This is a genomic window from Janthinobacterium agaricidamnosum (genome assembly GCF_003667705.1).
Classification (GTDB): Bacteria; Pseudomonadota; Gammaproteobacteria; order Burkholderiales; family Burkholderiaceae_D; genus Janthinobacterium.
This window is the reverse complement of record NZ_CP033019.1, coordinates 1248385-1271472: the sequence shown is the minus strand read 5'-3', so window position 1 is coordinate 1271472 and position 23088 is coordinate 1248385. Positions and strand designations below refer to the sequence as shown.

The window sequence follows — 23088 nt, the reverse complement described above, 5'->3', positions numbered from 1 at the left end:
CTTTACTCGGCATTTGCATGCGTCGTTCAGCGAGGGGGCGAATTATAGCCCTGCGCCGCGCGGCCCGCAAGCGCTATTTTCCCGCGCTCACAGCCCAGCAAGCCTTGTCTTCACTTCAAGCGCCTTTTTGTGCAGCCTGTCGCAATCGGCTGGCGTAGTTCGTGGTCTTTAGGCACAGTGGCAATATCAGACTCTGACGCTACTCAACAAGGGGTTAAACTTGCCCGCTGCGTCGATTAAACTCTAGTACTTGAAAGTGTCCCCTCATGCTTCCGATTTCCAGCCTGCCCCAATTGTTGAAAACCATCCTCGCTTGGTTACAACGGGCATTCGACGCGACGACAACCTGGGTCACCCAACTGTCTTGGTGGAAATTCTTCCTGTTCGCTGCACTGGCTCTGATCGCCGGCTCCATTTTGCAAGATGAGCTGTTCTCGTCCAGCCCGGACGAAGAAGTGGTCATCAAGTCGCATAAACGCAGCAGCAAGGGTTCGGGGGAAACCAATATCCTGATCGACGATACGGGCATCCATTTCAATCCCCGCAGTGGCAAGAATCGCCGCAGCAGCGCGGCCGAGGCGGCCAGCGATCCAGCCGATGCCGCCGAGGCGGACGCAAAAGCCAGTGCCGTGCCGCCGGAACCGCCGCAACCACCAGCCGCCCCCGCCAAGCCCAACTATCCGGTGACCACCAATGCTTCAGGGGAAGAAGTCCATATCGAATTGCCGCCGCAAATCGGCGAAGAGTTGTCGAATGCCATCGAAGAAGCGGTCGATGATGCCGCCGAGCAAAAAGTGTCGCGCTACCACCAGCAAGCCTCGACATGGTTCAAGAGTTTTGTCTCCTTGCTGGTGTTGGCCCTGTTCGCCATGAAGGCCCTGGTCGGCGGCAAGAAGCGGGCCGAAGCGGAAACCGTCACCGCAAATGAGGCGGCCGAGCGCGAATCCATGCAGCGCCAGCTCAGCGAGGCGAAGATGCAGATGATGCAGGCGCAAGTCGAGCCGCACTTCCTGTTCAATACGCTTGCCTCCGTCGAACACCTGATCCAGGTCGATCCGCCGCGCGCGGCCAAGATGCAGCGCAGCCTGATCCAGTATCTGCGCGCCGTGCTGCCGCAAATGCGCGACAACGCCCTGATTACCAACCTGGGCCGTGAGGCGGACATGGTGCAAGCGTACTTGAACCTGCTGAAAATGCGGATGGAAGAACGCCTGACCGTCGACTTCCAGATTCCCGACGGCCTGCGCAGCGCCGCCTTCCCGCCCATGATGCTGCAATCGATGGTGGAAAATGCCATCAAGCACGGCCTGGAAGTCAAACCGGAAGGCGGCACCCTGCGCATCGTGGCCGAAGTGGCGCACAGCAAGCTGCGCGTGACCGTCACCGATGACGGCCTGGGCTTTGGCGTAGTGCCCAGCGATGGCACGGGACTGGGTTTGCCCACCATACGCGAACGCCTGAAGCTGTTGCATGGCGACGAGGGCAGCCTGACCATTACGCCAAATCAACCGTCCGGCGTGTGCGCCGTGATCGAAGTGCCATATCAATTGTCCAAGTAAGACAGAGTAGTTGATAAAAACGCTAAATCATTGAATAATCAATCTTCGCCTGTTCACACTTGAGACCTATGCCTACCGCTATTATTGCCGACGACGAAAGACTGATGCGCGACCAGCTACGCCTGCGCCTGGGCCAGGCCTGGCCTGAACTGGAAATCATCGGCGAAGCCAAGAATGGCGACGAGGCGATCGAACTGGTGGAACAACTCAAACCCGATTTTGCCTTCCTCGATATCCGCATGCCGGGCAAGACGGGCATGGAGGCGGCGCAAGCAATAGGCAACAAGACGCATATCGTCTTCGTCACGGCCTATGACAGTCACGCCGTCGAAGCCTTCGAGCGGGGCGCCGTCGACTACGTGCTCAAGCCGCCCGAGCATGAGCGTCTGCTGGTGACGGTGGAGCGCCTGAAAACGCACTTGAACAAGCCGGCCCTGGACGTCAACAGCAGCGTCACGGCCATGCTGTCGCAACTGGCGGAAAAAATCACGGCCAAGCCCACCTACCTGCAATGGATACAGGCCAGCATCGGCCAGGACTTGCGCATGATCCCCGTGGAAGAGATCCTGTTCTTCCGTTCTGACGAGAAATACACTTGCGTGCAGACGGCCAAGTATGAAGCGCTGATCCGCAAGCCCGTGCGCGACCTGGCCGAAGAGCTCGACCCTTCGCTGTTCTGGCAAATCCACCGCGCCACCCTGGTCAACGTGAATGCCATCGAAGGCGTGACGCGCGACATCCGCGGCCGTCACCTGGTACTCATCAAAGGCAAATCCGACAAGCTCGAAGTGAGCCGCAGTTTCCTGCACCTGTTCAAGCAAATGTAAGACTCCGCCGCCGCCCGGCCCAGGCCGGTGCGGCGCCTTGATCTCTTCCTTTCCCCTTCCTGCGCCACATCAAGCCGCGCCGCACCAGCAGGCATAGGCTAGATAAAGTCCAACTCTCCATCGCTGTCCTGTCTGCCTTCGTACACGTTCGCAAGGAGAAGCCCCATGCCCGACCGAGGCAGTCCTGCACTGCTGCGCATCTTGCCGCTGGGTATGGCGGCTGCGCTTTTGCTGTGCCTGTTTCCGCCACTGAAAGCCCGCCGGCAGCAGCAGGCGCGCGGACAAGCCATCATCGACAGCGCCAGCGACGCCATCATCAGCATCGACAGCCGGCAAATCATCCTGCATGCAAACGCGGCAGCGGCCAGATTGTTCGACGACACGCCGGCCGGCATGCGCGGCATGCGCCTGGGTCACTACATCCTGCGCGACTTGCGCACCCTCGGCGGCCTGGGCCAGCACGATGGCGAGCCGCCGTTTGGCGATATCAGCCAGGAACTGCGCCTGACGGGCCGGCGCGCCACCGATTACACCTTGACGGGACGGCGCAGCGATGGCGTCATGTTTCCCCTCGAAGGATCGCTCTCGGCCATGCAGGAAGACGGCCACAGCGTCTTTACCATCATCGTGCGCGACATTACGGCGCGTCAGCAGATGCATGAACAGCTGGCCCGCTCCTTTTCGCAATTGCGTGAATTGTCGAGCGCGCTGCAAACCATCCGCGAAGAAGAACGCAAGCATATCGCGCGCGAACTGCATGATGACCTGGGGCAATTGCTGGCCACCTTGCGCGTCGACCTGACCCTGGTGCGCCAGCACACGGACACCACCGCGCCCCTGCAAGCCCTGCTGCACAGCATGGACGGCTTGCTGGTGACGGCCATTACCTCGCTGCGGCGCATCGCCAGCAACCTGCGCCCGCGCGCGCTCGATGAAGGGGGATTGTATTTTGCGCTGCAAAAACTGCGCCACGACTTCCTGCTGCGCCGCGCCATCCATTTCGACTTGCTGGCCGACGAGGCTGACCTCGTGCTCGACGACGCGCGCAGCACGGCCATCTACCGCATCGTGCAGGAAGCACTGACGAATATCGCGCGCCATGCCGAAGCGAACCACATCACCATCGCCCTGCACCGCATCGATTCCTCGCTGGCCATCACCATCCAGGATGACGGCCGCGGCATTGCCGAACACGACCTGGAAAAAGCCACGGCACTAGGGCTGCTGGGCATGCGCGAGCGGGTCTGGGGCTTGAACGGCAGCATCCATATCGGCGCCGATAGCGAGCTTGGCGGCACACGCATCGACATCTCGCTGCCCATGAATGCCGAGGCGGCATCCGCGGCGATGCAATAAAAAAGGCGCCCGCAGGCGCCTTTGCTTCGTCACATCGAATGATGCTTAGAATTTGTGTGCCAGACCGATCTGGTACGAAGTCAGCGACTTGACGCGCTCGCGGCCAGCGTAAGCGTACACGTCGGTGCGCTTCGACAGGTGGTAGTCGTAACCGACGCCGAATTCCTTGATGGTGTCCTGATCCTTGAACTTGTTGTTGCTTTGCTCTTGCTTGCCATACGACACTTTGGCATCGCCGCCGCCCACCGTGTAGTTCAGGCCGATCAAGTAGGACTTGAATTCGCCAGTCGTCGCAACCTTGGTGTCGCCTTTCGAGTAGGCGGCCGTGATCTTGGCCGGGCCGAATTTATAGCCGCCACCGATGGACCACAGGTCAGGCTTGGCCGCCGTTGCCGTTGCTTGCACGGCTTTTTCGTAGCCGGCGTGCAGGCTGATCGGGCCATTGTCGTAGGTTGCCAGGCCGATCACACCCGCGTCAGCGCTGTTGACTTCGCTCAGCACGTATTGCAGGCTGCCCACGAAACCTTCAAAGCTTGGGCTGTTGTAGGTGACGGCGTTGTTGACGCGCGACGAGCCGACGCCCGAACGCAGCAGGGTTTCATTGTTCTTGCCGACCACGCCGTAGGTGTTGAATGGGTCGACGCGGGCGATGGTGCCATCGACCAGATTCTTGGTGCGGCCCAGGATGGCGGTACCGAAAGCGCCTTTCAAGCCCACGTACGCTTGACGGTCGAACAACACGCCTTTTTGCGCGCCGGTGTCGGCCAGGAATTCACTTTCCAGGTTGAAAATTGCGGACAGGCCGCCACCCAGATCTTCCGTACCCTTGAAACCGAGGCGCGACGCATTGTTTTCGCGTTGTACCGTCGGCTGGCCAGTGGTCTTGGCAATACCGAGGTCAACCAGGCCGTACACGGTGACGTTCGATTGTGCTTGTGCCGTAGCTGCTGCGAAGGTGCCGATGATCAATGCTGCCAGAGTAATTTTTTTCACTTGAGATTCTCTACATTAGGTTGGACAAGAATGGTGCTGCTTAGCTGCTGAACCGAATCATGCCCACGAAATACTTCAACAATATGACATCGACAAGATGTTGTTTTTTGGAACAACATCTTGTCAGATAAAAACAACAGGCGAAAAAAAACCGCCCGGAGGCGATTCATGCGGCGGCAAGGCCTATTTACCGTAGGTCGGATTAGCGGGACAAGGCCACGCATAATCCGACTAGCACCTTCGGCAACGCCTGTCGGATTGCGCCCTACGGGCTAATCCGACCTACCGCTACCATATAGACAGATCAGCCTTACTTCAGACGGCAGCTCAACAGCCAGTAGTATTCCAGGCGCTTCATGCGGATTTCGCGGGCCGAGTGGGCAAACTTCTTGCGCAGGTGGCTATCCGATGGGAAATTCTTCAGCACTTCATAGCGCTCGCCCGCCTCCGTCGTGCGGAACTGGTGCGTATTGCCTTCCAGGTCGGTGCGCGCGATCACGGTGCTGCTGCCATCGACATACGAGTTGTCGATCAGCACCAGCAGGATGTCCTTGCCCAGCTTCGTGCGCAATTGCTTCAGGTATTTGTCCTGGTCTTCGCGCTTGACGTGCGACCACCAGAAACCCGCGAACACGGCCGTGAACTTGCCCAGCATGTCGTCGGGCAAGTTGAAGGCATCGAGCTTGGCGAAGGTGACGTTGTCGGGCAAGCCGCGTGCCTGGGCCAGCGCCAGCATTTCATCGTTGATATCGGTGGCCAGTACGGACTCGGCCGACTCGGCGACCACTTCCGTCCAGTAGCCGGTGCCGCAAGCCAGTTCCAGCACGGTGTGGCCTTCCAGCACGTCGGCGACCTTGTCGCGCAACACTTCCAGGTCTTCCTGGCGTTCGGGCTTGTCATAGACGCGCTCGTACTGCTGCGCGATGGTGGCGTAATATTTGGCAAGCTGATCGGTAATCATTGTTTCTTCTCTTCTTAAATAATCTTGGCCAGGCACCTCGCCCGGCCGACTTCATGCATTGTTATAGTTCGTAGTGCTCTTTATCACCGCTCATCGCCTGCTCGATGAGCTTGCGGTTCAAGGTCGGCGTCAGCAACTCGATAAAGGTATAAATATAGCTGCGCAAATACGCGCCCTGCTTGACGGCCACGCGCGACACATTCATGCCGAACAGGTGCCCGACAGGGATGGCGCGCAAGCCTTTGTCGCGCTCGGCATCGAAGGCCATACCAGCTATGATACCAATCCCCATGCCCAACTCGACATAAGTCTTGATCACGTCCGCGTCGATGGCTTCGAGCAAGATGTCCGGCTTCAGGCCGCGCAGCACGAAAGCATGGTCGATCTTGTTGCGTCCGGCGAACGCGCTGTCATAGGTAATCAGGGGGAAGGCGGCGATTTCTTCCAGGGTCACGGACTTCGATTTGAGCAGCGGATGGTCGACGGGCACCACCACCACGTGTTCCCATTGATAGCATGGCAAGGTGATCAGGCCATCGATGGCGGCGATCGATTCCGTGGCGATGGCGAGATCCGCCTGGTCGCGCTGCACCATCTCGGCGATCTGGCGCGGATTTCCTTGCAGTAAAGACAATCGCACCTTGGGGAACTTCAGCATGAAAGCTTGCACCACCTTGGGCAAGGTGTAGCGCGCCTGTGTATGCGTAGTGGCAATGGTAAAGCTGCCGCTGTCCTGCGCCGCGAATTCCTTGCCGATGCGCTTCATGCTGTCGATTTCCTGCATAATCAGCTCGACGGACTCCAGCACCAGGCGGCCCGGCTCCGTCAAGCCGCGGATGCGCTTGCCGTGGCGCGTAAAAATATCCACGCCCAGCTCTTCCTCCAGCTCGATGATGGCTTTCGATACGCCCGGTTGCGACGTGAACAAGGCCTTGGCGGCGTCCGTCAGGTTGTAGTTCTGCCGGACCGCTTCGCGCACGAAGCGCAGTTGATGGAGATTCATTGCTGGTTTGCCCTAGATTGCCGTGATTTGCCGAGTTTCCGCCCCACCCATGATTTTGCATGCATGCATATACGCATATCGCATATAAGCAAATGCGTACTTAGTAGTTTGGAATAAACACTAAGTTTATTACTATTGCGAGTACTTTGGGGGTGCAAGCATGACTTTGTCTTATATAGTCTCAGGATTTGCCGTAGGATTACTCGTAGGAATGACCGGCGTGGGCGGCGGCTCGCTGATGACGCCGCTGTTAACCCTGCTGTTTGGCGTACCGCCTTCCGTGGCGGTGGGTACCGACCTGGCCTTCGCCTCGATCACCAAGAGCGCCGGCACCCTGACGCACCGCCTGCGCGGCACCATCCGCTGGGATATCGTCAAGCGCCTGTGCATCGGCGCCCTGCCCGCCGCCGTCATCGCGACCCTGGCGCTCAAATCGTTCGGCACCCTGTCGCCGCAAATCGGCCAGATCATCCGTTACTCGATCGCCGGCTCCGTGCTGCTGACCGTCGTGGCACTCATTTTCAAGGGCCGCATGCTGGCCTGGATCAATGCCCACCCTGAGAAACAATTGCAAGGCAGCAAGCTTGCCGCCGCAACCATCATTGCCGGCGCCGTGCTGGGCGTGCTGGTGACGGTCTCGTCGATCGGCGCCGGCGCCATCGGCGCGACCTTGCTGGTGATGCTGTATCCACGCATGAGCTCGGCCGAAGTGGCGGGCACCGACATCGCCTACGCCGTGCCCCTGACGGCCATCGCCGCGCTGGGCCACTGGTGGCTCGGCTCCATCCACTGGGAATTGCTGGCCTCCTTGCTGGTCGGCTCCCTGCCCGGCATCACGCTCGGCTCCTGGGTCGCGCGATCCGTGCCGGAACAGTTTTTAAGAGTCTTGCTGGCGATGACCTTGACCGGCGTGGCAGTGAAGCTAATCTATTAATGACCGAACAAGTGACAAGAGCAGTATCAAGAACATCATCCCAGGCAATCTTCAAGCACCCCGGCTTTTTTAGGAATTGATATGTACCATTACGATCAGTACGACCACCTCATCATCAAAGAACGCATCGCCCAGTACCGAGACCAGGTTGCGCGCCGTATCGCCAATGAACTGACGGAAGAGGAATTCATTCCGCTGCGCCTGCAAAACGGCCTGTACATGCAACGCCACGCCTACATGCTGCGCATCGCCGTGCCGTACGGCTTGCTGTCGTCCAAGCAGATGCGCATGTTCGCGCACATCGCGCGCAAGTATGACCGCGGCTATGGCCACTTCACGACGCGCCAGAACATCCAGTTCAACTGGATTGAGCTGGAACAGACGCCCGATATCCTGACGGACCTCGCTTCCGTGGAAATGCACGCGATCCAGACGTCCGGCAACTGTATCCGTAATACAACATCGGACCCGTTTGCGGGCGTCGCCGCCGATGAAATCATCGATCCGCGCCCGTACGCGGAAGTATTGCGCCAGTGGAGCACCTTCCACCCCGAGTTCATCGCCCTGCCCCGCAAATTCAAGGTCGCCATCAATGGCGCCGAGGAAGACCGCGCCGCCATCGCCGTGCACGACATCGGCTTGACGGCCGTGCGCAACGCCGCTGGCGAAGTGGGCTTCAAGGTGATGGCCGGCGGCGGCATGGGCCGCACGCCGATCCTGGGCAGTGTCGTGCGCGACTTCCTGCCATGGCAGCACTTGCTGACGTATATCCAGGCGATCATGCGCGTGTACAACCTGCACGGCCGCCGCGACAACAAATACAAGGCGCGCATCAAGATTTTGCTGAAAGCCATCGGCGTGGAAGAATTCACGCGCCAGGTGGAAGCGGAGTGGGTCGATTTGAAGGATGGTCCGGAAACCTTGACGGCCGAGGAAATGCAGCGCGTGGCGGACTTCTTCAATCCGCCCGCCTACCTTGCCCTGCCAGAACTCGACTACCAGGCCGAACACGCGGACAACAAGGCGTATGTAAACTGGCTGGCGCGCAACGTCAAGCCGCACCAACGCCCCGGCTACGTGGCCGTGGTACTGTCCCTGAAGAAAACGGGCGTGCCGCCAGGCGACGCGACGGCCGAGCAGATCGACTTCGTGGCCGATCTGGCCGACCGCTACAGCTTTGGCGAACTGCGCGTGACGCATGAACAAAACCTGGTGCTGGCCGACGTGGAACAGTCGAAACTGTTTGCACTGTGGCAGGAAGCCAAGGCGCACGGCCTGGCCACGCCGAACATCGGCTTGCTGACGGACATGATCTGCTGCCCGGGCGGCGATTTCTGCTCGCTGGCGAACGCCAAGTCGCTGCCGATCGCGGCCGCCATCGCGGAACGCTTCGACAGCATCGACTTCCAGCACGACATCGGCGAGATCGAACTGAATATTTCCGGCTGCATCAATGCCTGCGGCCACCATCACGTGGGCAGCATCGGCATCCTCGGCGTCGACAAGGATGGCAGCGAATGGTATCAAGTGTCGATTGGCGGCGCGCAAGGCAACAATGCGGCCATCGGCAAGATCATCGGACCATCGTTCTCTTCCCTGCAGATGCCTGAAGTCATCGGCCGCCTGCTGCACGTCTACGTGCGCGACCGCCATGAAGGCGAGCGCTTCGTCGATACGGCCCAGCGCCTGGGCCTGGCGCCGTTCAAGGAACACGTATATGCAACGCCGATCACGGTCGGCAACCTGGTGGGAGAAGACGAATATGTTTGAAGTACGCGAAGAGATCATCAAGAACGCCGCCGTGGTGCCGAATACCTGGGGCTTGCTGCGCCTCGATGAGACCGACACGCCGGAAACGGTGGTCGTGCCTGCCGGCAAGGTCATCGTCCCCCTGCCCGTGTGGCAAGCACAGCGCGAGACCCTGCTGGCGCGCCTGCCCGACATCGGCGTGTGGCTGGCCAGCGACGAACGGCCAGAAGACCTGGCGGCCGACGTGGCGCAACTGCCCGTCATCGGCGTGGACTTTCCGAAATTCACGGATGGCCGCGGCTATTCCATCGCGTTCAATTTGCGCGCCCGCCTGGGTTTCCAGGGTGAATTGCGCGCCATCGGCGACGTGCTGCGCGACCAGCTGTTTTCCATGCACCGCGTCGGCTTCGATGCCTATGCGACGCGTCCGGACCGCAGCATCCATGACGCCCTGAAAGGTTTGTCCGTCTTTTCGGAAACCTACCAGGCGTCGTGGGACCAGAAATCGCCGCTGTTCCGCCGCCACCACCGCGAAGGCCAGAATCCTGACCTCGACAACGCGGCCGGCATCTGAGGACCCATCATGAGCGATCTGACTTCTTTGATTCACGCCACCGAGCAAACGCTGACACGCATCGCCGCGGATTTTTCGCCGGCCGTGTTCGCGTCCAGCCTGGCAGCCGAAGACATGGTGCTGACCGACATGATTCTCAAGGCAAAGCTGCCGATCGGCATCTTTTCCCTGGAAACAGGCCGGCTGCACCAGGAAACCCTGGCCGTGCTCGACAAGGTGAAAACCCGCTACGGCCACGACATCACCCTGTACCGCCCGCAGCCGGAGCTTGTCGCTGCCTACGTGGAACAGAACGGCCTCAACGCCTTTTATAACAGCGTCGAGATGCGCCGCGAATGCTGCCGTATCCGCAAGGTCGAACCGCTGGGCCGCGCCCTGGCCGGCAACAAGGCCTGGGTCACGGGACAGCGCCGCGCCCAGTCCACCACGCGCGCAGAATTGCACGTGCAGGAAGACGACGCGGCACACGCGATGACGAAATTCAATCCGCTGGCCGACTGGTCCGAGCAGGATGTGTGGGACTATATCCGCGCGAACGACGTGCCGTACAACGCGCTGCACGACCAGGGCTACCCGTCCATCGGCTGCGAACCGTGCACGCGTGCCGTGCAGCCGGGCGAAGACGTGCGCGCCGGGCGCTGGTGGTGGGAAAACCCGGATTCCAAGGAATGCGGCCTGCACATGGTGGACGGCAAGTTGATCCGCATCAAATCCGTGGCAGCCTGAACAGACACACAGAACAAGAAAGCATCCTATATGAGCAATATTTTGAACCAGCGTCACCTCGACAGCCTTGAATCGGAAGCCATCCACATCATGCGCGAAGTGGCGGCCGAATCGGCCAATCCCGCCCTGCTGTTTTCCGGTGGCAAGGATTCCGTCGTCCTGCTGCGCCTGGCCGAGAAAGCCTTCCGCCCGGGCAAGTTCCCGTTTCCCCTCGTGCATATCGACACGGGCCATAACTTCCCGGAAGTCATCACTTTCCGCGACAAAAAAGTGGCCGAGCTGGGCGAGCGCCTGATCGTCGGCTCCGTCGAAGACTCGATCCAGCGCGGCACCGTGCGCCTGCGCAACCCGGCCACGGATTCGCGCAACGCGGCCCAAGCCGTGACCTTGCTGGAAACCATCGCCGAACATGGCTTTGACGCCTGCATCGGCGGTGCGCGCCGCGATGAAGAGAAGGCCCGCGCCAAGGAACGCATTTTTTCCTTCCGCGACGAATTTGGCGCCTGGGACCCGAAAGCCCAGCGCCCCGAGCTGTGGGACTTGTATAACACGCGCGTGCATCCCGGTGAAAACATGCGTGTCTTCCCCATCTCGAACTGGACGGAGCTGGACGTGTGGCAATACATCGCCCGCGAGAAACTGGAATTGCCGCCGATCTACTTCGCGCACGAGCGCCAGGTGATCCCGCGCAACGGCCTGCTGGTGCCGCTGACGGATCTGACGCCGCCGCGCGAAGGCGAAACGGTGGAAACGCAAGTCGTGCGCTTCCGCACGGTGGGCGATATCTCGTGCACCTGCCCCGTGTCGTCCGACGCGGCGACGGTGGACGCCATCATCGCCGAGACGGCAATCACGCAAATCACGGAGCGGGGCGCCACCCGCATGGATGACCAGACTTCCGAAGCCTCGATGGAAAAACGCAAGAAAGCAGGGTATTTCTAATGAACGCAGCAATCTCCAGCACCACTCTCACCGACAGCGTTGAACGCGGCATGTTGCGCTTTATTACAGCCGGTTCCGTCGATGACGGCAAGAGCACCCTGATCGGCCGTTTGCTGTTCGACAGCAAGGGCATCTTCGCCGACCAGCTCGACGCCATGTCGCGCTCCAAGCACAAGCGCACGGTGGGCGACACGGTCGACCTGTCCTTGCTGACGGACGGCCTGGAAGCGGAACGCGAGCAAGGCATCACCATCGACGTGGCCTACCGCTACTTTGCCACGCCGAAACGCAAATTCATCATCGCCGACACGCCGGGCCATGAACAGTACACGCGCAACATGGTCACGGGGGCGTCCACGGCCGACGCCGTCATCATCCTGATCGACGTGTCGAAAGTCAAACTCGGTGACGACGGCAGCGTGGAACTGCTGATCCAGACCAAACGTCATTCGACGATTGCCCATTTGCTGCAGATCGAGCACGTGGTCGTGGCCGTCAACAAGATGGACCTGGTCGATTATGATGAAACGGTGTACAACCGCATCGTCGCCGCCTACCGCGAATTTGCCCAGTCGCTGGGCCTGAAGGACATCACGCCGATTCCATTGTCGGCCTTGACGGGCGACAATGTCGTCGAGCGCGGCGACAAGCTGGGCTGGTACACGGGCCCCACCCTGATCGAGCTGCTCGAATCGCTGTCCGTCTACGACGAATCGCACGACACGCCATTCCGCTTCCCCGTGCAGCTGGTGGCGCGCCACAACGGCCACGAAGCGAACGATTTCCGTGGCTACATGGGCCGCATCGAGGCGGGCAAGGTCAGCATCGGCGACACCCTGGTGGTGCAGCCATCGGGCCAGACGGCGACAGTGAAAGACATCGTCACCCTCGACGGTTCGCTGCCAACGGCCGTGGTGGGCCAGTCCGTGACCCTGCTGCTCAATGAATATCTGGACATTTCGCGCGGCGACTTGCTGGCCAGCAGCGAGCGCCCCGCCACCCTGCTGAAACAGGTGGTGGCCGACGTGTGCTGGCTGTCGGAAGACGCGCTGGACCTGCGCCGCAAGTACTGGATCAAGCATGGCACCAAACAGACGGCGGCCAAGGTGACGGCGATCGAGTCGATTCTCGACATCAATACGCAGCAGCGCCATCCGGCCGAAGGCTTGAAATTGAACGACATCGCCCGCATCAGCCTGAACGTGCAGCAGGCGCTGGCGGCCGATGCGTATGCCGATATCCGCGCCACGGGGGCATTCATCCTGATCGATGAAGTCACCCACCAGACCGTCGCCGCGGGCATGGTTCGGCTGTAACCCGTATCTCGACTGAAGAAGGCTAGCATGAACAACTCCGCATCTCTCCCCGGCAAGGTCTACCTGATCGGCGCAGGCCCCGGCGCGCAAGACCTGATGACCTTGCGCGGCGCCCGCCTGCTGGCGCAGGCCGATGTCGTGCTGCACGACGCGCTGGTCACCGAAGAGATGCTGGAGCTGTGCCCGCAGGCGCAAAAAATCCTGGTCGGCAAGCGCTGCGGCCAGTTGTCGACGGCGCAGGCGTTTATTAACAAGCAACTGGTCGACAACGCGCGCAAGCACGCCGTCGTGGTACGCCTGAAAGGGGGCGATCCCATGCTGTTCGGCCGTGCCGACGAGGAATTGCGGGCGCTGGAAGAAGCGAGCATCGCCGTCGAAGTGGTGCCCGGCATTACCACGGCGCTGGCGGCGGCGGCCGCAACACAGCAGCCGCTGACCAAGCGGGGCGTGTCGCGCAGCGTGGCCTTTTTCACGTCCAGCACGGCGCCGGGCGAACCGGACCAGACGCGCATTCCCGACTGCGACACCCTGGTGCAATACATGGGTGGCCGCGAAGCCATTGCCACGGCGCAGCGCTTGCTGGCCCAGGGCCGCCGTGCCGACACCCCGGTGGTGGTGATAGAAAACTGCAGCCGCCCGGACCAGCGCATCGTGCGCCTGACGCTGAGCGCCCTGGCGCACGGCCTGGGTGACACCCACGGCCCCGTGCTGGTGATGCTGGGCGACGCCATGGCCGCGCGCACGCACCAGGCCATCGAAGAAACGGCCGCCATTCTGGCGCGCCATGCTTGAATAAACACAGCGTATTTTACCGACTTTAAAGTCAGTAACCGACGTCTTCCGGGGAAACATGATACGATGCTCACGCATCTTTTCTCGAGAAGTTGTTGCGTGATAGCAATAAATTCACGCTTCGCCCCGCCATAGCGCTTGCCGTGCGGTATCCCGGCTGACCCTCCCCGAAAAAAGCTGCGCCCGCAGGCTGCAATACCGCGCCGCGCAACTTTAGCCTTACGACCACACATGAATTTCACCTCCATGCGCGAAGCCCTGACTTCGCTCAGCCGCAGCAATGTCGGCGTCGCCAGCGCCGTGCTGTTCAGCATGCTCGCCTCCATCGCCCTGTGGACGGTCTTCCCGAATATCGACGATGAAAACCATTTGCTGGAATGGCTGCAGGCGCTGTTCCTGGCCCTGGCTTGCACCGTGCACGGCGTGCGCGCCTGGCAAGAGACTGACCGCCAGTCCCTGCGCTTCCTCATGCATGCGGGCCTGTGCGCGCTGCTGTTCGGCTTCCTGCTGCGCGAACTCGATATCGATCAGTTCGGCACGGCGCCCGCCTGGGCGCAGCTGGAAAAAGCCCTGCGTCTGGTGGAGTTGCTGATCCTGATACGCTTGCTGATCTTCTTCGCGCCGCGCGCGCGCAAGGTGTTTGCCCATGCGCCGCAGATTTTCAGCATGCGCATCACCATCCTGACGGCCATCGGCGGCTTGCTGATGGTCGCTGGCTGGCCTTTCGACAAGAAGGTCTTTCATGGCATGCCGGACGCCTACGCGCTGCTGGGCGAAGAAGTGCTCGAATTGGGCGCCTATTGGCTGCTGTTCCTCGCTTCGCTGTCCGACAGCACGGCCGCCGCCCGCATCAGCCTGGCGCCGAAGAAGAAAGCGGCTTAAGCAACTTCAAACGATGACGGCAGCGGCAGCAGCCGCTGCAAGGTAGCGGCCACGCGCAGCAGGCGCGGGTCGTCGTCGCCGGCCTCGTCGCAGGTATCGTTGATGCAGAAAAACGGCAAGCTGCCGAAACGCGCCGCCAGTTCCTCAAGCTGCTGCGGCGCCTGCGCATCGCCGCTGGCGATATGCAGCGGGTCGAGCATGCGCGAGCGCGCAATCCCCTGATGCACCATCCAGCGCGGCACCAGGTCGGGCAGCAATGCCGGCACCTGCCACGAGCGGAACACCGTCTCGCGCACAGCGGCAAACATGGCCGGCGCCAGCCCTTCCAGCGCATGCAGCGCGCTTTTCAGCATGGGCCGCGGCGCATGCGCATACAGGCGCGGTTCATGCAGGTAAGCGGGGTACTGCGCCGACAGCCATTGCCGCGACAAGGTCGCGCAATTGACGGGCGCCGCCACGTCGGCGCGCAAGCCCGGCACATCATCGTGCAGCGCGCTCTCCGTGAAAACACTCAAACGCCGGTCCCCTTCTCCGCCAAACCAGAATGCAGGCTCGAACGGCGCGCCGAAAAATACGTCGTCGTTCAGATACAGGAAGCGTTCGGACAATCCCGGAATATGGTGCAGGTACGATTCGATATGACCGGAGTCGAACACCGGCAGGGAGGCATCGGGCATCAGGCTCGCATGGTCGATCACGGTCAGGCGCTTTGATGCGCGCAGCCAGTGGGGCACTTGCCGGTCCGTCAGCAGATAGATGTGGCCATGGCCGGGAAAGAAACGCTCGAGCGCGCGCAGGTTGTAGCGCAGTTCGCCGTTGTCGCGGTAGCGCCCCGCCACGTTGCCGTGCAGGGCCAGCTGGCCAGGATGCGCCTGCGCCCAGGCGGCATAGGCGTGTCGCCGGCGCGCGCGCCAGGCGGGATCGGCGCCGTCTACCCACAGGTAGACGATGTCGATGCCGCTCAAGGCAAAGGGCTGGAACCTGGCGCCGCCACGCAGTAATCGGCGATGGCGGCGAGCACGCTGGCGTTCTCGCCCACCGCCTCGACCACCTTCAGGCGCAGTGCCGGATGCTGCTGGCGCAGTTCTTCCAGCAGCAACGGCAAGTCGCGCAGCACATGCCCGCCCTGCCCCAGGAACACGGGTACCACGGTGACGTCGAGGATGGCGCCGGCGGGCAGCTCGGCCAGCAGGCTCGCCACCAGCTCGGGCAGGCGTGGCGTCATCAGTTCCAGGAAGGCCAGGTGCACGCTGGCGCCGGGCATGCGCGCCTGGGTCAGGTCGCGCAGCCGCTCGAAGGGGGCGGCCCACGATGCGGCGCGCGCGCCATGGGCAAACAAGATCAATGCCTGTTTCACGTTCGTCTCCATCAGTGCCGCTCCACCCACCACAGGGCGCCCAGCGCCAGCAGCAGATACAGGGCGCTCGGCGCCACCGCCGTCAGGAAGGCGGGCCAGGTGCTGAGCAAGCCAAGATGCGAGAACAGGGTGTTGACCAGCATGAAGCTCACGCCGATCATGATGCCGATGAATATCTTCAGGCTGATGCCGCCGCTGCGCGTATGCATGTAGGCGAACGGCAGCGCCAGCGCCATCAGCACGAAGATGGCCAGCGGATCGATCAGCTTTTTCCAGAAAGCGATGCGGAAACGCTCGGTTTCCTGCTTGTTCTCGGCCAGGTGGCGCGTGTACACGGCCAGTTCGCTGGCCGACATGCGCTCGGGGTCGGACGCCGACACCGTCAGGATCTTCGGCGTCACTTCCGACGTCATGTCCTTGCTGGCGCTCTGCACCGTGCGCACCAGACTCGTTTCCTGCCCATAGTAGTTCGCCAGCTTTGGCTCGAAGCCGGGCGAGGTGGCCGCGCTGTTCGAGAACGAGGTTTCCGTCACATCGGTCAGACGCCAGATATTATTGCCCTGATACGTCGCGCCTTTGGCCACGGTCAGGGTGCGCAAACGCATATCGGTGTCGAATTCATACAGCTTGACGTTTTTCAGCTGGCCGTCCGCACGCGCTTCGCCCACATTGAAAAAGCGCGAGCCGGTGACGGTACCCGTCAGGCCGTCGCTCTTGACCATGTCCTTGGTCCACAGGCCCGAGCGAAACTCGCTCGACACGGCCGCGCCGCGCGAGGTCAGCTTGAGGCGTTCGGCCAGCGGCTCCGTGCGCGGCGTGATCACCTCGCCGAAGATGAAGGTGATGACGACGAAGACGATACCGATGCGGAACAGGAAACCGGCGGCCATCGCCGTCGACATGCTCGATGCGCGCATGATGGTAAATTCGGAACTGGCGGCAAACTGCGCCATCGTGTAGATGGTGCCGATCAGCGCCGCGATCGGCATCACCTCGTACACGTGCCCCGGCACCAGCACCAGCACATACAGGAAGGCATACTGGATGGTGTAGCCGTTGCGGCCCACCTTGGGCAACTCGCCCGTCAGGTCGATGAAGGCTTGCAAAGCCAGAAAGGCCAGCAGCACGAACAGCACCGCCTGGAATATCGAGACCGCAAAATAGCGCTGTAAAATCTTCATTTCGATACCGCTTTACTTGGTTTGCCGGCGCGGCGCGCGCGCTTGAAAGCCGCCAGCAGGACCAGCGGATGATAGCGGTGATTCACATTCAGGCGCCACGCAAACAGCGCAACCACGGCCAGCGCCGCCAGCAGGTGCAGCGGCCACCAGGCCAGACCGAAGGTCAGGCGCCCCTGTTTCACGCTCGCTTCGACGACCTTGATCAGATTGCTGTAGGTGAAGAAAATCAGCAGGGCGATGATCAGGTTGGCCGAACTGCCGGCACGCGGATTGACAAAGCCCAGCGGAATGGCCAGCAGGATCAGCATCAGGCCGATCAGCGGCGCACTGACCCGCCACAGCAACTCGGCCATGGTGTAGGGATTCGGATCGGCGACCAGGGCCATGGTGCTCATGGCGCGCACGCCCAGTTCCGCGCCCAGTTCCTGCTGCTTGCTCTCGATGCGCATGATGTACTGCTCGAATTCCATGGTCTGGAAGTCCGCCTGTGTCGGCACGCCCTGGTAGCGGCGGCCGCTCTTGAGCACCAGGAAGCGTTCGCCCTTGGCGTCGGTATTGATCACGCCTTCCTTCGCGACGACGACGACGGCGCTGCCTTTTTCATCGACGGTATTGACGAAGACGTTCTGCACCACGTTCTTTTCGCCGCTGGCGCCCTCGACGAAAAAGATACGGTTGCTGCCGGCCGATTCGCGGAACTGGCCCGGCGTGACTTTCTGCAGGTCTTCGCGCTTTTCAAAGCGCGCCACATATTCATCGCTTTTCTTTTGCGCCCACGGCGTGGCGTACAAACTCAGGACGCCGGTGGCCAGCACCAGCGGCAGGCCGAAGCTGAGCACGGGCCAGATCCAGCGCGACAGGCTCAGGCCCGAGGCGAACCACACCACCATCTCCGACTCCTTGTAGCTGCGCGTGACGACCATCAGCACCGAAATGAATCCGGTGAGGATGATGATGGTGGGCAGCTGCATCAGGGCGGAAAAGACCATCAGGGACATGACGTCGGCCGACGCGATCTTGCCGCCCGCCGCCTTGCCGAGAATACCGATCAGCATCCAGGTGAGCAGGATGCTGAACAAAACAGTGAAGGTGGCCCCGGCGGCACTAGCCAATTCACGTCGAAGGGCGCGTTGAAAGATCATTCGGAGTTTATAATTCGGGTCAGTTAGTTGAGTAACACGTTACTAGTAAATGAAAACGGAGAACCAAATGGACTTTAGCATAAAAGCATTCGATACCAAGAGCACCCTCGGCACGGCCAAAAGCGGATGCATCGCGGTTGCGGTATTCGAAAACAAAAAACTGTCGCCAGCGGCAAAATCGCTGGACAGCAAGGGTGCGATTTCGGCTGCGCTGAAGTCCGGCGACATCAGCGGCAAGCCTGGCAGCACCTTGCTGCTGCGCGCAGTCGATGGCGTCGCCGCCGAACGTGTTCTGCTGGTAGGCATGGGCAGCGATGACACTGTCAGCGAAAAAAGCTTCACGACCGGCGTACAAGCCGCGCTGAAGGCCTTCGGCTCGCTGGGCGCTGCGGACGCCATTATCGCATTACCGCTGGCTGAAGTGAAAGAGCGCGACGTAAATTGGGCAATCCGTTGCGTGGTGCAAGCAGCACATGACAGCGAATACCGCTGCGACTCGCAAAAAAGCAAAAAAGATCCAGCGCCGGCAGGCGTGCGCAAGATCGTCCTGGCAGCGCCAGCAACGGCAGCCACGCGCGGCGCGCTGGCACAAGCCATCGCCATCGCCAACGGTTCCGACCTGACGCGCAAGCTGGGCGACCTGCCGGCGAACATCGCCAATCCGACCTACCTGGCCAGCACGGCCAAGCAGCTGGCCAAGGATTACAAGTTCGAAGTCGAAGTACTGGACCGCAAACAGCTCGAAGCGCTGAAAATGGGCAGCTTCCTGTCCGTCACCAACGGCAGCGAGCAGCCGCCGAAATTCATCGTCCTGAAACACATGGGCGGCAAGGCCAAGGATGCGCCGGTGGTCCTGGTCGGCAAGGGCATCACCTTCGACACGGGCGGCATTTCGATCAAGGCCGGTCCTGGCATGGATGAAATGAAGTACGACATGTGCGGCGCCGCCTCGGTACTGGGCACCTTCCGCGCCATCGGCGAAATGAACCTGAAGCTGAACGTCATCGGCGTCATAGCCGCATGCGAAAACATGCCGTCGGGCCGCGCCACCAAGCCGGGCGACATCGTCACCTCCATGAACGGCCTGACCATCGAAGTGCTGAACACGGACGCCGAAGGCCGTCTGGTGCTGTGCGACGCGCTGACCTACGCCGAACGTTTCAAGCCGGCAGCCGTGGTCGATATCGCCACCCTGACGGGCGCTTGCGTCGTCGCCTTGGGCCACCACAACAGCGGCCTGTTTACGCGCAGCGATGCGGCGCATGACCAGCTGGCCAATGAACTGCTGGCAGCGGGCAAGCAATCGAGCGACACGGCATGGCGCATGCCGATCGAAGAGGCGTACAACGAACAGCTGAAGTCGAACTTCGCCGACCTGGCCAACATCGGCACGCCAGGCGGCGGCTCGGTGACGGCAGCGGCCTTCCTGGAAAACTTCACCAAGAAGTACACCTGGGCGCATCTGGACATCGCCGGCACGGCATGGAAATCGGGCGGATCGAAGGGCGCGACCGGCCGTCCAGTACCACTGCTCACCACGTTCCTGATCAACCGGGTATAACGCCAGACCAAACCTGCTGCGCGGGGCTATTGGCGGCCGGCGATGCTCGCTGTACATAAAGTACAGCTGCGCTTCTCGGCCACCACTAGCTCCCGCTCGCTACGGTTTTGTCAGGCGTCGTTACGCAAGAAGACAGCCGCCACGGTCACTGACCCTGGCGGTTTTTTCATGCGTGGCGTATTAATCAGTAGACGACGGGATTGGGCAACGGCGACGGTGCCACCTTGGGCTGCACCACCGTTTCCGGCACGGCAGCCGGCGGCGGCTTCACGGCGACGGGTGCGGGCGGCGGCGCCAGACGGGCCGGGTCTTGCATGACGATGGTCAGGATCGATGGGTAGTCGAAGCCGGCGCCCGTGTTGCGGTCGACGAAATAGCCGACGCCCAGGGTCAGGATGACATTGCCCCATACGCTGCCATTGAGCTTGGGATCGATGTGGTCGTCCGTCGCGATGGCGGGCGAACCGTGCTTGCGGCAATCGACTTTCAACGGTTCCTGGCTCTTGCGGATGGTGATGCGTCCCGGCGTGGTGACGAACCACTTGCCCACGTCGTTGCTGAGGATGCAGCCGGCGCCCGTCAGTTCGCGGTTGTCCTGGATGGTTTGCACCAGCACCATCTGGTCCGTGTTGCCCGTCAGGGTGGCGCAGCCGCCCAGGCCAAACAGCAGCAGCGTCCTGGCGGCAAAGGCGGCAAGGGCGGCAGACGATGGCACGCGCATGGGAAGCTCGCTTAACGGACGGGGATCGGCTGGTCGCCAGGCACGGCGACGGCGGTGACGCTGTTTTTCGGGCTGCCCTCGATCAGGCGGTCGGAATACACGAGGTAGACCAGCGCATTGCGCTTGCTGTCGACCATGCGCACGACGCGCACGTGCTTGAAGAAGATCGAGGCGCGCTCGGTGAACACTTCTTCCTGGCGCGGCAGCTTGCCCTTGAATTGCAGCGGCCCCACCTGGCGGCAAGCCACGGCCGCATCGGCCTTGTCTTCGGCCAGGCCGACGGCGCCCTTGATGCCGCCCGTCTTGGCGCGCGACAGATAGCAGCTGACGCCGGCGACGCGCGGATCATCATACGCTTCAACGACAATTTTATGGTCAGGGCCGATCAGTTTGAACACCGTATCGACCGAACCGATGGTTTCGGCATGCGCCGCGGCGCAGGCAAAGCCCAGCACCAAAGCGGCAGGCAGCAATTTACGCATGAAAAGTATCCCGGGCACGCACGCAGGCGGCCATCAGTTGATGGGAGCGAAACGCTGGACCATGACGCCTTCGACTTCGATCAGTTGAAAAAAAACGTCTTTCGGACGGGTCCAGATGGAACCGTCGGCGGCGCGATAGACGATCATCGGCGTCAGATCCGCTTCCAGCGTGGCTTCGCACACGAGTTCGTAAATGCCGCCCTTATAGTGCCGATAACGCATCGCCGTCCCCTCAAGCCGTTGAATCTTCGCTCTTGTCGTCGGCCAGCGCCTTCTGCTTCTGCTTCAGGCCCTGGATCACTTTCAGTATGCCTTCCATGCCGGCCGCGCCATCGGCGCCGCTGAAGGCGTCGAGCACCTCATTAAGCACCTTGTTGCGTACGGTCGCTTCATCGGAGGACATTTCCAGCGCGCGCTGGGCTTTCGCCGCCTTTTCGGCCGCGCTCACGCGCGGCTTGGTCGCCGTCTTGCCATGCGTCAGAGCCGCCTGCCAGATAACCCAGCGGCGCTGGGTCTCGAAAATCAGGTACTCATCCGGTTTGTCTTCTCTTCGCCGCACAATGTGGCCGTCACGCTGCGCCCACGCTTCAAATGCAGTTCGCATTTTCTTCCTTTGCAAATGCTACGCGCAAGTCTCACTATTAAAACTGCAACATTTCAAAATAGTACCATCTATTGATGTCGCAAAACAGTCTCATAGATACAGTACTGCAATTTATATAACAAGTCTGGCGGCGCCAGGGACGGAATTAACGTTCCGTCCCCGGCACAGTGGTCATGTAATCGGAATAGCAATTACAACTAATTACAACTGCTTCCTGTTCGGTTCTTAACTTGGCTGTAACAAAGCCGTGTGACACAGTTGTTACATTGTGCCATTTTAGTAGTTTTTATCGCGTTTTAGCGAGAAACTTTACACCTTTGTCGCGCCCAACGGCAAGACGCAGCCTGCCATGCCAGCCACTTATGCCAAATCAAACATAGGGGTTGATCAATGATACACAAAAACATAATATTCATGCGCCACGATTGGTTAAATGCAAATACTTTGTTAACACGGCTTTTTCCCCGCCCGTCAATCAAGCCCATGCCCGGCAGGCGGGGCAGGACGCCATCGACACGCATGCGGTAAGATTCGCGCCTATCGTCACCTACTCAAGCAAGGATTTTTCCCATGAAACTCGCCACCTGGAACGTCAACTCGCTCAAAGTGCGCCTGCCGCAAGTGCTGCAGTGGCTGACCGACAACCCGGTCGACATACTGTGCCTGCAAGAAACCAAGCTCACGGATGACAAGTTCCCCGTCGCCGAGATCGAGGCGGCCGGCTACCAGGTGGTCTTCAGCGGCCAGAAGACCTACAACGGCGTGGCCATCCTGTCGAAGCTGCCGATCACCGACGTGGTAAAGAACAACCCGCGCTATGACGATGCGCAGCAGCGCATCCTGGCCGCCACCATAGGCGGCGTGCGGGTCGTCTGCGCCTACGTGCCGAACGGCCAGAGCGTCGACTCGGACAAATACGAATACAAGCTGGGCTGGCTGTCCGCCCTGCACGACTGGCTGGCCGAAGAAGCGCAGCAGCACCCGCAGCTGGCCGTCGTCGGCGACTACAATATCGCGCCCGACGACCGCGACGTGCACGATCCCGTCGCCTGGGCAGGCCAGGTGCTGGTCTCGGACAAGGAACGCGCCGCCCTGCAGCGCCTGTTCGACATCGGCTTGACGGACGCTTTCCGCCTGTTTGAACAGGCGGAAAAATCGTTCAGCTGGTGGGATTACCGCCAGCTGGGCTTCCGCCTGAACAAGGGCCTGCGCATCGACCACATCCTGCTCTCGCCCGCTCTCGCAGCCCGCTGCACGGCCTGCGTGATCGACCGCGTGCCGCGCAAGTGGGAACAGCCGTCCGATCATGCGCCGGTGGTGGCGACGATTGATTGAGCACCTAACATAACCTACTGCGCGTCGCGATTTGCGGCCTCCGATGCTCACTGTGCATTCGCACAGCTCCGCTTCTCAGCCACAACTCACT

The 23088-nt window shown here is 61.1% G+C and carries 24 protein-coding genes; 13 read left to right on the top strand and 11 right to left on the bottom strand.

Features of this window, described 5'->3' with window-relative positions; all coding sequences use genetic code 11:
- Nucleotides 1–266: 266 nt before the first annotated feature.
- The 3 genes from D9M09_RS05775 to D9M09_RS05765 all read left to right on the top strand — a co-directional run bounded on the left by D9M09_RS05775 (nt 267) and on the right by D9M09_RS05765 (nt 3742).
- On the top strand, nt 267–1559 hold the full coding sequence (locus tag D9M09_RS05775; RefSeq protein WP_121668793.1) for a sensor histidine kinase: 1293 nt from the start codon (nt 267–269) through the stop codon (nt 1557–1559).
- Nucleotides 1560–1627: 68 nt separating this feature from the next.
- Nucleotides 1628–2386, top strand: coding sequence for a LytR/AlgR family response regulator transcription factor (locus D9M09_RS05770; protein ID WP_070219462.1), 759 nt, complete (start codon nt 1628–1630; stop codon nt 2384–2386).
- 165 nt (nt 2387–2551) lie between these two features.
- Nucleotides 2552–3742: a PAS domain-containing sensor histidine kinase gene (locus D9M09_RS05765; RefSeq protein WP_070290527.1), complete on the top strand. Its 1191-nt coding sequence runs from the start codon at nt 2552–2554 to the stop codon at nt 3740–3742.
- 45 nt (nt 3743–3787) lie between these two features.
- Here the strand turns inward: D9M09_RS05765 and D9M09_RS05760 are convergent, their stop codons facing one another.
- The 3 genes from D9M09_RS05760 to D9M09_RS05750 all read right to left on the bottom strand — a co-directional run bounded on the left by D9M09_RS05760 (nt 3788) and on the right by D9M09_RS05750 (nt 6699).
- Nucleotides 3788–4735: a porin gene (locus tag D9M09_RS05760; RefSeq protein ID WP_046682561.1), complete on the bottom strand. Its 948-nt coding sequence runs from the start codon at nt 4733–4735 to the stop codon at nt 3788–3790.
- A 310-nt stretch (nt 4736–5045) separates the two neighbouring features.
- Nucleotides 5046–5696, bottom strand: coding sequence for a class I SAM-dependent methyltransferase (locus D9M09_RS05755; RefSeq protein WP_070219464.1), 651 nt, complete (start codon nt 5694–5696; stop codon nt 5046–5048).
- Between the two features lie 61 nt (nt 5697–5757).
- The gene (locus D9M09_RS05750; protein WP_034751505.1) at nt 5758–6699 is read right to left on the bottom strand and encodes a CysB family HTH-type transcriptional regulator; all 942 of its coding nucleotides are present in this window, start codon (nt 6697–6699) and stop codon (nt 5758–5760) included.
- Nucleotides 6700–6859: 160 nt separating this feature from the next.
- Between D9M09_RS05750 and D9M09_RS05745 the strand changes: the two genes are divergently transcribed.
- The 8 genes from D9M09_RS05745 to D9M09_RS05710 all read left to right on the top strand — a co-directional run bounded on the left by D9M09_RS05745 (nt 6860) and on the right by D9M09_RS05710 (nt 14614).
- Complete coding sequence (locus D9M09_RS05745) at nt 6860–7633, top strand: sulfite exporter TauE/SafE family protein (protein WP_121668792.1); 774 nt, start codon at nt 6860–6862, stop codon at nt 7631–7633.
- 81 nt (nt 7634–7714) lie between these two features.
- Nucleotides 7715–9403, top strand: a complete 1689-nt coding sequence (locus D9M09_RS05740; RefSeq protein WP_086138740.1) for a nitrite/sulfite reductase — start codon at nt 7715–7717, stop codon at nt 9401–9403.
- Nucleotides 9396–9956: a DUF934 domain-containing protein gene (locus D9M09_RS05735; RefSeq protein ID WP_070312124.1), complete on the top strand. Its 561-nt coding sequence runs from the start codon at nt 9396–9398 to the stop codon at nt 9954–9956. The genes D9M09_RS05740 and D9M09_RS05735 overlap by 8 nt, the downstream gene beginning before the upstream one ends.
- 9 nt (nt 9957–9965) lie before the next feature.
- On the top strand, nt 9966–10682 hold the full coding sequence (locus tag D9M09_RS05730; protein WP_070290524.1) for a phosphoadenylyl-sulfate reductase: 717 nt from the start codon (nt 9966–9968) through the stop codon (nt 10680–10682).
- A 30-nt stretch (nt 10683–10712) separates the two neighbouring features.
- The gene (gene cysD, locus D9M09_RS05725; RefSeq protein WP_121668791.1) at nt 10713–11624 is read left to right on the top strand and encodes a sulfate adenylyltransferase subunit CysD; all 912 of its coding nucleotides are present in this window, start codon (nt 10713–10715) and stop codon (nt 11622–11624) included.
- Nucleotides 11624–12940 (top strand): sulfate adenylyltransferase subunit 1, encoded by a 1317-nt coding sequence (locus D9M09_RS05720; RefSeq protein ID WP_121668790.1) that lies wholly within the window; start codon nt 11624–11626, stop codon nt 12938–12940. Before cysD ends, D9M09_RS05720 begins: the two co-directional genes overlap by 1 nt.
- 27 nt (nt 12941–12967) lie before the next feature.
- Nucleotides 12968–13732: a uroporphyrinogen-III C-methyltransferase gene (gene cobA / locus D9M09_RS05715; RefSeq protein ID WP_121668789.1), complete on the top strand. Its 765-nt coding sequence runs from the start codon at nt 12968–12970 to the stop codon at nt 13730–13732.
- A gap of 231 nt (nt 13733–13963) precedes the next feature.
- Nucleotides 13964–14614: a hypothetical protein gene (locus D9M09_RS05710; protein ID WP_162995586.1), complete on the top strand. Its 651-nt coding sequence runs from the start codon at nt 13964–13966 to the stop codon at nt 14612–14614.
- On the opposite strand, the gene D9M09_RS05705 is transcribed toward D9M09_RS05710, so the two are convergent.
- The 4 genes from D9M09_RS05705 to lptF are packed head-to-tail and all read right to left on the bottom strand — an operon-like array spanning nt 14611 to nt 18294.
- Nucleotides 14611–15579, bottom strand: coding sequence for a Stealth CR1 domain-containing protein (locus D9M09_RS05705; RefSeq protein ID WP_240453564.1), 969 nt, complete (start codon nt 15577–15579; stop codon nt 14611–14613). The two genes, D9M09_RS05710 and D9M09_RS05705, sit on opposite strands and share 4 nt — an antisense overlap.
- A complete protein-coding gene (locus tag D9M09_RS05700; protein ID WP_070219474.1) occupies nt 15576–15983 on the bottom strand; it encodes a sirohydrochlorin chelatase in 408 nt (135 codons plus the stop codon). The genes D9M09_RS05705 and D9M09_RS05700 overlap by 4 nt, the downstream gene beginning before the upstream one ends.
- Nucleotides 15983–17152 carry an LPS export ABC transporter permease LptG gene (lptG, locus tag D9M09_RS05695; RefSeq protein ID WP_070219475.1) on the bottom strand — a complete coding sequence of 390 codons (1170 nt, stop codon included), beginning with the start codon at nt 17150–17152 and terminating at the stop codon, nt 15983–15985. Before lptG ends, D9M09_RS05700 begins: the two co-directional genes overlap by 1 nt.
- Nucleotides 17149–18294 (bottom strand): LPS export ABC transporter permease LptF, encoded by a 1146-nt coding sequence (lptF, locus tag D9M09_RS05690; protein ID WP_070219476.1) that lies wholly within the window; start codon nt 18292–18294, stop codon nt 17149–17151. Before lptF ends, lptG begins: the two co-directional genes overlap by 4 nt.
- 67 nt (nt 18295–18361) lie before the next feature.
- Here lptF and D9M09_RS05685 point away from each other — a divergent pair, with 67 nt between their 5' ends.
- Nucleotides 18362–19855: a leucyl aminopeptidase gene (locus tag D9M09_RS05685; RefSeq protein WP_070290519.1), complete on the top strand. Its 1494-nt coding sequence runs from the start codon at nt 18362–18364 to the stop codon at nt 19853–19855.
- 184 nt (nt 19856–20039) lie between these two features.
- Here D9M09_RS05685 and D9M09_RS05680 read toward each other — a convergent pair whose 3' ends face one another.
- From D9M09_RS05680 to D9M09_RS05665, 4 genes are read right to left on the bottom strand one after another with little or no spacing between them, the layout of a single operon-like run.
- A complete protein-coding gene (locus D9M09_RS05680) occupies nt 20040–20576 on the bottom strand; it encodes a hypothetical protein (protein WP_070290518.1) in 537 nt (178 codons plus the stop codon).
- Nucleotides 20577–20587: 11 nt separating this feature from the next.
- Nucleotides 20588–21058 (bottom strand): CreA family protein, encoded by a 471-nt coding sequence (locus D9M09_RS05675; protein ID WP_070219479.1) that lies wholly within the window; start codon nt 21056–21058, stop codon nt 20588–20590.
- A 33-nt stretch (nt 21059–21091) separates the two neighbouring features.
- Nucleotides 21092–21280 carry a DUF1653 domain-containing protein gene (locus tag D9M09_RS05670; RefSeq protein ID WP_034782199.1) on the bottom strand — a complete coding sequence of 63 codons (189 nt, stop codon included), beginning with the start codon at nt 21278–21280 and terminating at the stop codon, nt 21092–21094.
- Between the two features lie 10 nt (nt 21281–21290).
- Nucleotides 21291–21662, bottom strand: a complete 372-nt coding sequence (locus tag D9M09_RS05665) for a hypothetical protein (RefSeq protein WP_070219480.1) — start codon at nt 21660–21662, stop codon at nt 21291–21293.
- A gap of 570 nt (nt 21663–22232) precedes the next feature.
- Here D9M09_RS05665 and xth point away from each other — a divergent pair.
- Complete coding sequence (xth, locus tag D9M09_RS05660; protein ID WP_070219481.1) at nt 22233–22997, top strand: exodeoxyribonuclease III; 765 nt, start codon at nt 22233–22235, stop codon at nt 22995–22997.
- Nucleotides 22998–23088 lie beyond the last annotated feature (91 nt).

What these genes read in the sequence shown, in the direction of transcription:
- D9M09_RS05700 (WP_070219474.1), bottom strand. Translation starts at nt 15,983, where the DNA reads ATGGAGACGAACGTGAAACAGGCATTGATCTTGTTTGCCCATGGCGCG.
- D9M09_RS05670 (WP_034782199.1), bottom strand. Translation starts at nt 21,280, where the DNA reads ATGCGTTATCGGCACTATAAGGGCGGCATTTACGAACTCGTGTGCGAA.
- D9M09_RS05685 (WP_070290519.1), top strand. Translation starts at nt 18,362, where the DNA reads ATGGACTTTAGCATAAAAGCATTCGATACCAAGAGCACCCTCGGCACG.
- D9M09_RS05750 (WP_034751505.1), bottom strand. Translation starts at nt 6,699, where the DNA reads ATGAATCTCCATCAACTGCGCTTCGTGCGCGAAGCGGTCCGGCAGAAC.
- D9M09_RS05735 (WP_070312124.1), top strand. Translation starts at nt 9,396, where the DNA reads ATGTTTGAAGTACGCGAAGAGATCATCAAGAACGCCGCCGTGGTGCCG.
- D9M09_RS05775 (WP_121668793.1), top strand. Translation starts at nt 267, where the DNA reads ATGCTTCCGATTTCCAGCCTGCCCCAATTGTTGAAAACCATCCTCGCT.
- D9M09_RS05755 (WP_070219464.1), bottom strand. Translation starts at nt 5,696, where the DNA reads ATGATTACCGATCAGCTTGCCAAATATTACGCCACCATCGCGCAGCAG.
- lptF (WP_070219476.1), bottom strand. Translation starts at nt 18,294, where the DNA reads ATGATCTTTCAACGCGCCCTTCGACGTGAATTGGCTAGTGCCGCCGGG.
- D9M09_RS05675 (WP_070219479.1), bottom strand. Translation starts at nt 21,058, where the DNA reads ATGCGTAAATTGCTGCCTGCCGCTTTGGTGCTGGGCTTTGCCTGCGCC.
- D9M09_RS05730 (WP_070290524.1), top strand. Translation starts at nt 9,966, where the DNA reads ATGAGCGATCTGACTTCTTTGATTCACGCCACCGAGCAAACGCTGACA.
- cobA (WP_121668789.1), top strand. Translation starts at nt 12,968, where the DNA reads ATGAACAACTCCGCATCTCTCCCCGGCAAGGTCTACCTGATCGGCGCA.
- cysD (WP_121668791.1), top strand. Translation starts at nt 10,713, where the DNA reads ATGAGCAATATTTTGAACCAGCGTCACCTCGACAGCCTTGAATCGGAA.
- D9M09_RS05740 (WP_086138740.1), top strand. Translation starts at nt 7,715, where the DNA reads ATGTACCATTACGATCAGTACGACCACCTCATCATCAAAGAACGCATC.
- D9M09_RS05680 (WP_070290518.1), bottom strand. Translation starts at nt 20,576, where the DNA reads ATGCGCGTGCCATCGTCTGCCGCCCTTGCCGCCTTTGCCGCCAGGACG.
- D9M09_RS05770 (WP_070219462.1), top strand. Translation starts at nt 1,628, where the DNA reads ATGCCTACCGCTATTATTGCCGACGACGAAAGACTGATGCGCGACCAG.
- lptG (WP_070219475.1), bottom strand. Translation starts at nt 17,152, where the DNA reads ATGAAGATTTTACAGCGCTATTTTGCGGTCTCGATATTCCAGGCGGTG.
- D9M09_RS05710 (WP_162995586.1), top strand. Translation starts at nt 13,964, where the DNA reads ATGAATTTCACCTCCATGCGCGAAGCCCTGACTTCGCTCAGCCGCAGC.
- xth (WP_070219481.1), top strand. Translation starts at nt 22,233, where the DNA reads ATGAAACTCGCCACCTGGAACGTCAACTCGCTCAAAGTGCGCCTGCCG.
- D9M09_RS05665 (WP_070219480.1), bottom strand. Translation starts at nt 21,662, where the DNA reads ATGCGAACTGCATTTGAAGCGTGGGCGCAGCGTGACGGCCACATTGTG.
- D9M09_RS05765 (WP_070290527.1), top strand. Translation starts at nt 2,552, where the DNA reads ATGCCCGACCGAGGCAGTCCTGCACTGCTGCGCATCTTGCCGCTGGGT.
- D9M09_RS05720 (WP_121668790.1), top strand. Translation starts at nt 11,624, where the DNA reads ATGAACGCAGCAATCTCCAGCACCACTCTCACCGACAGCGTTGAACGC.
- D9M09_RS05745 (WP_121668792.1), top strand. Translation starts at nt 6,860, where the DNA reads ATGACTTTGTCTTATATAGTCTCAGGATTTGCCGTAGGATTACTCGTA.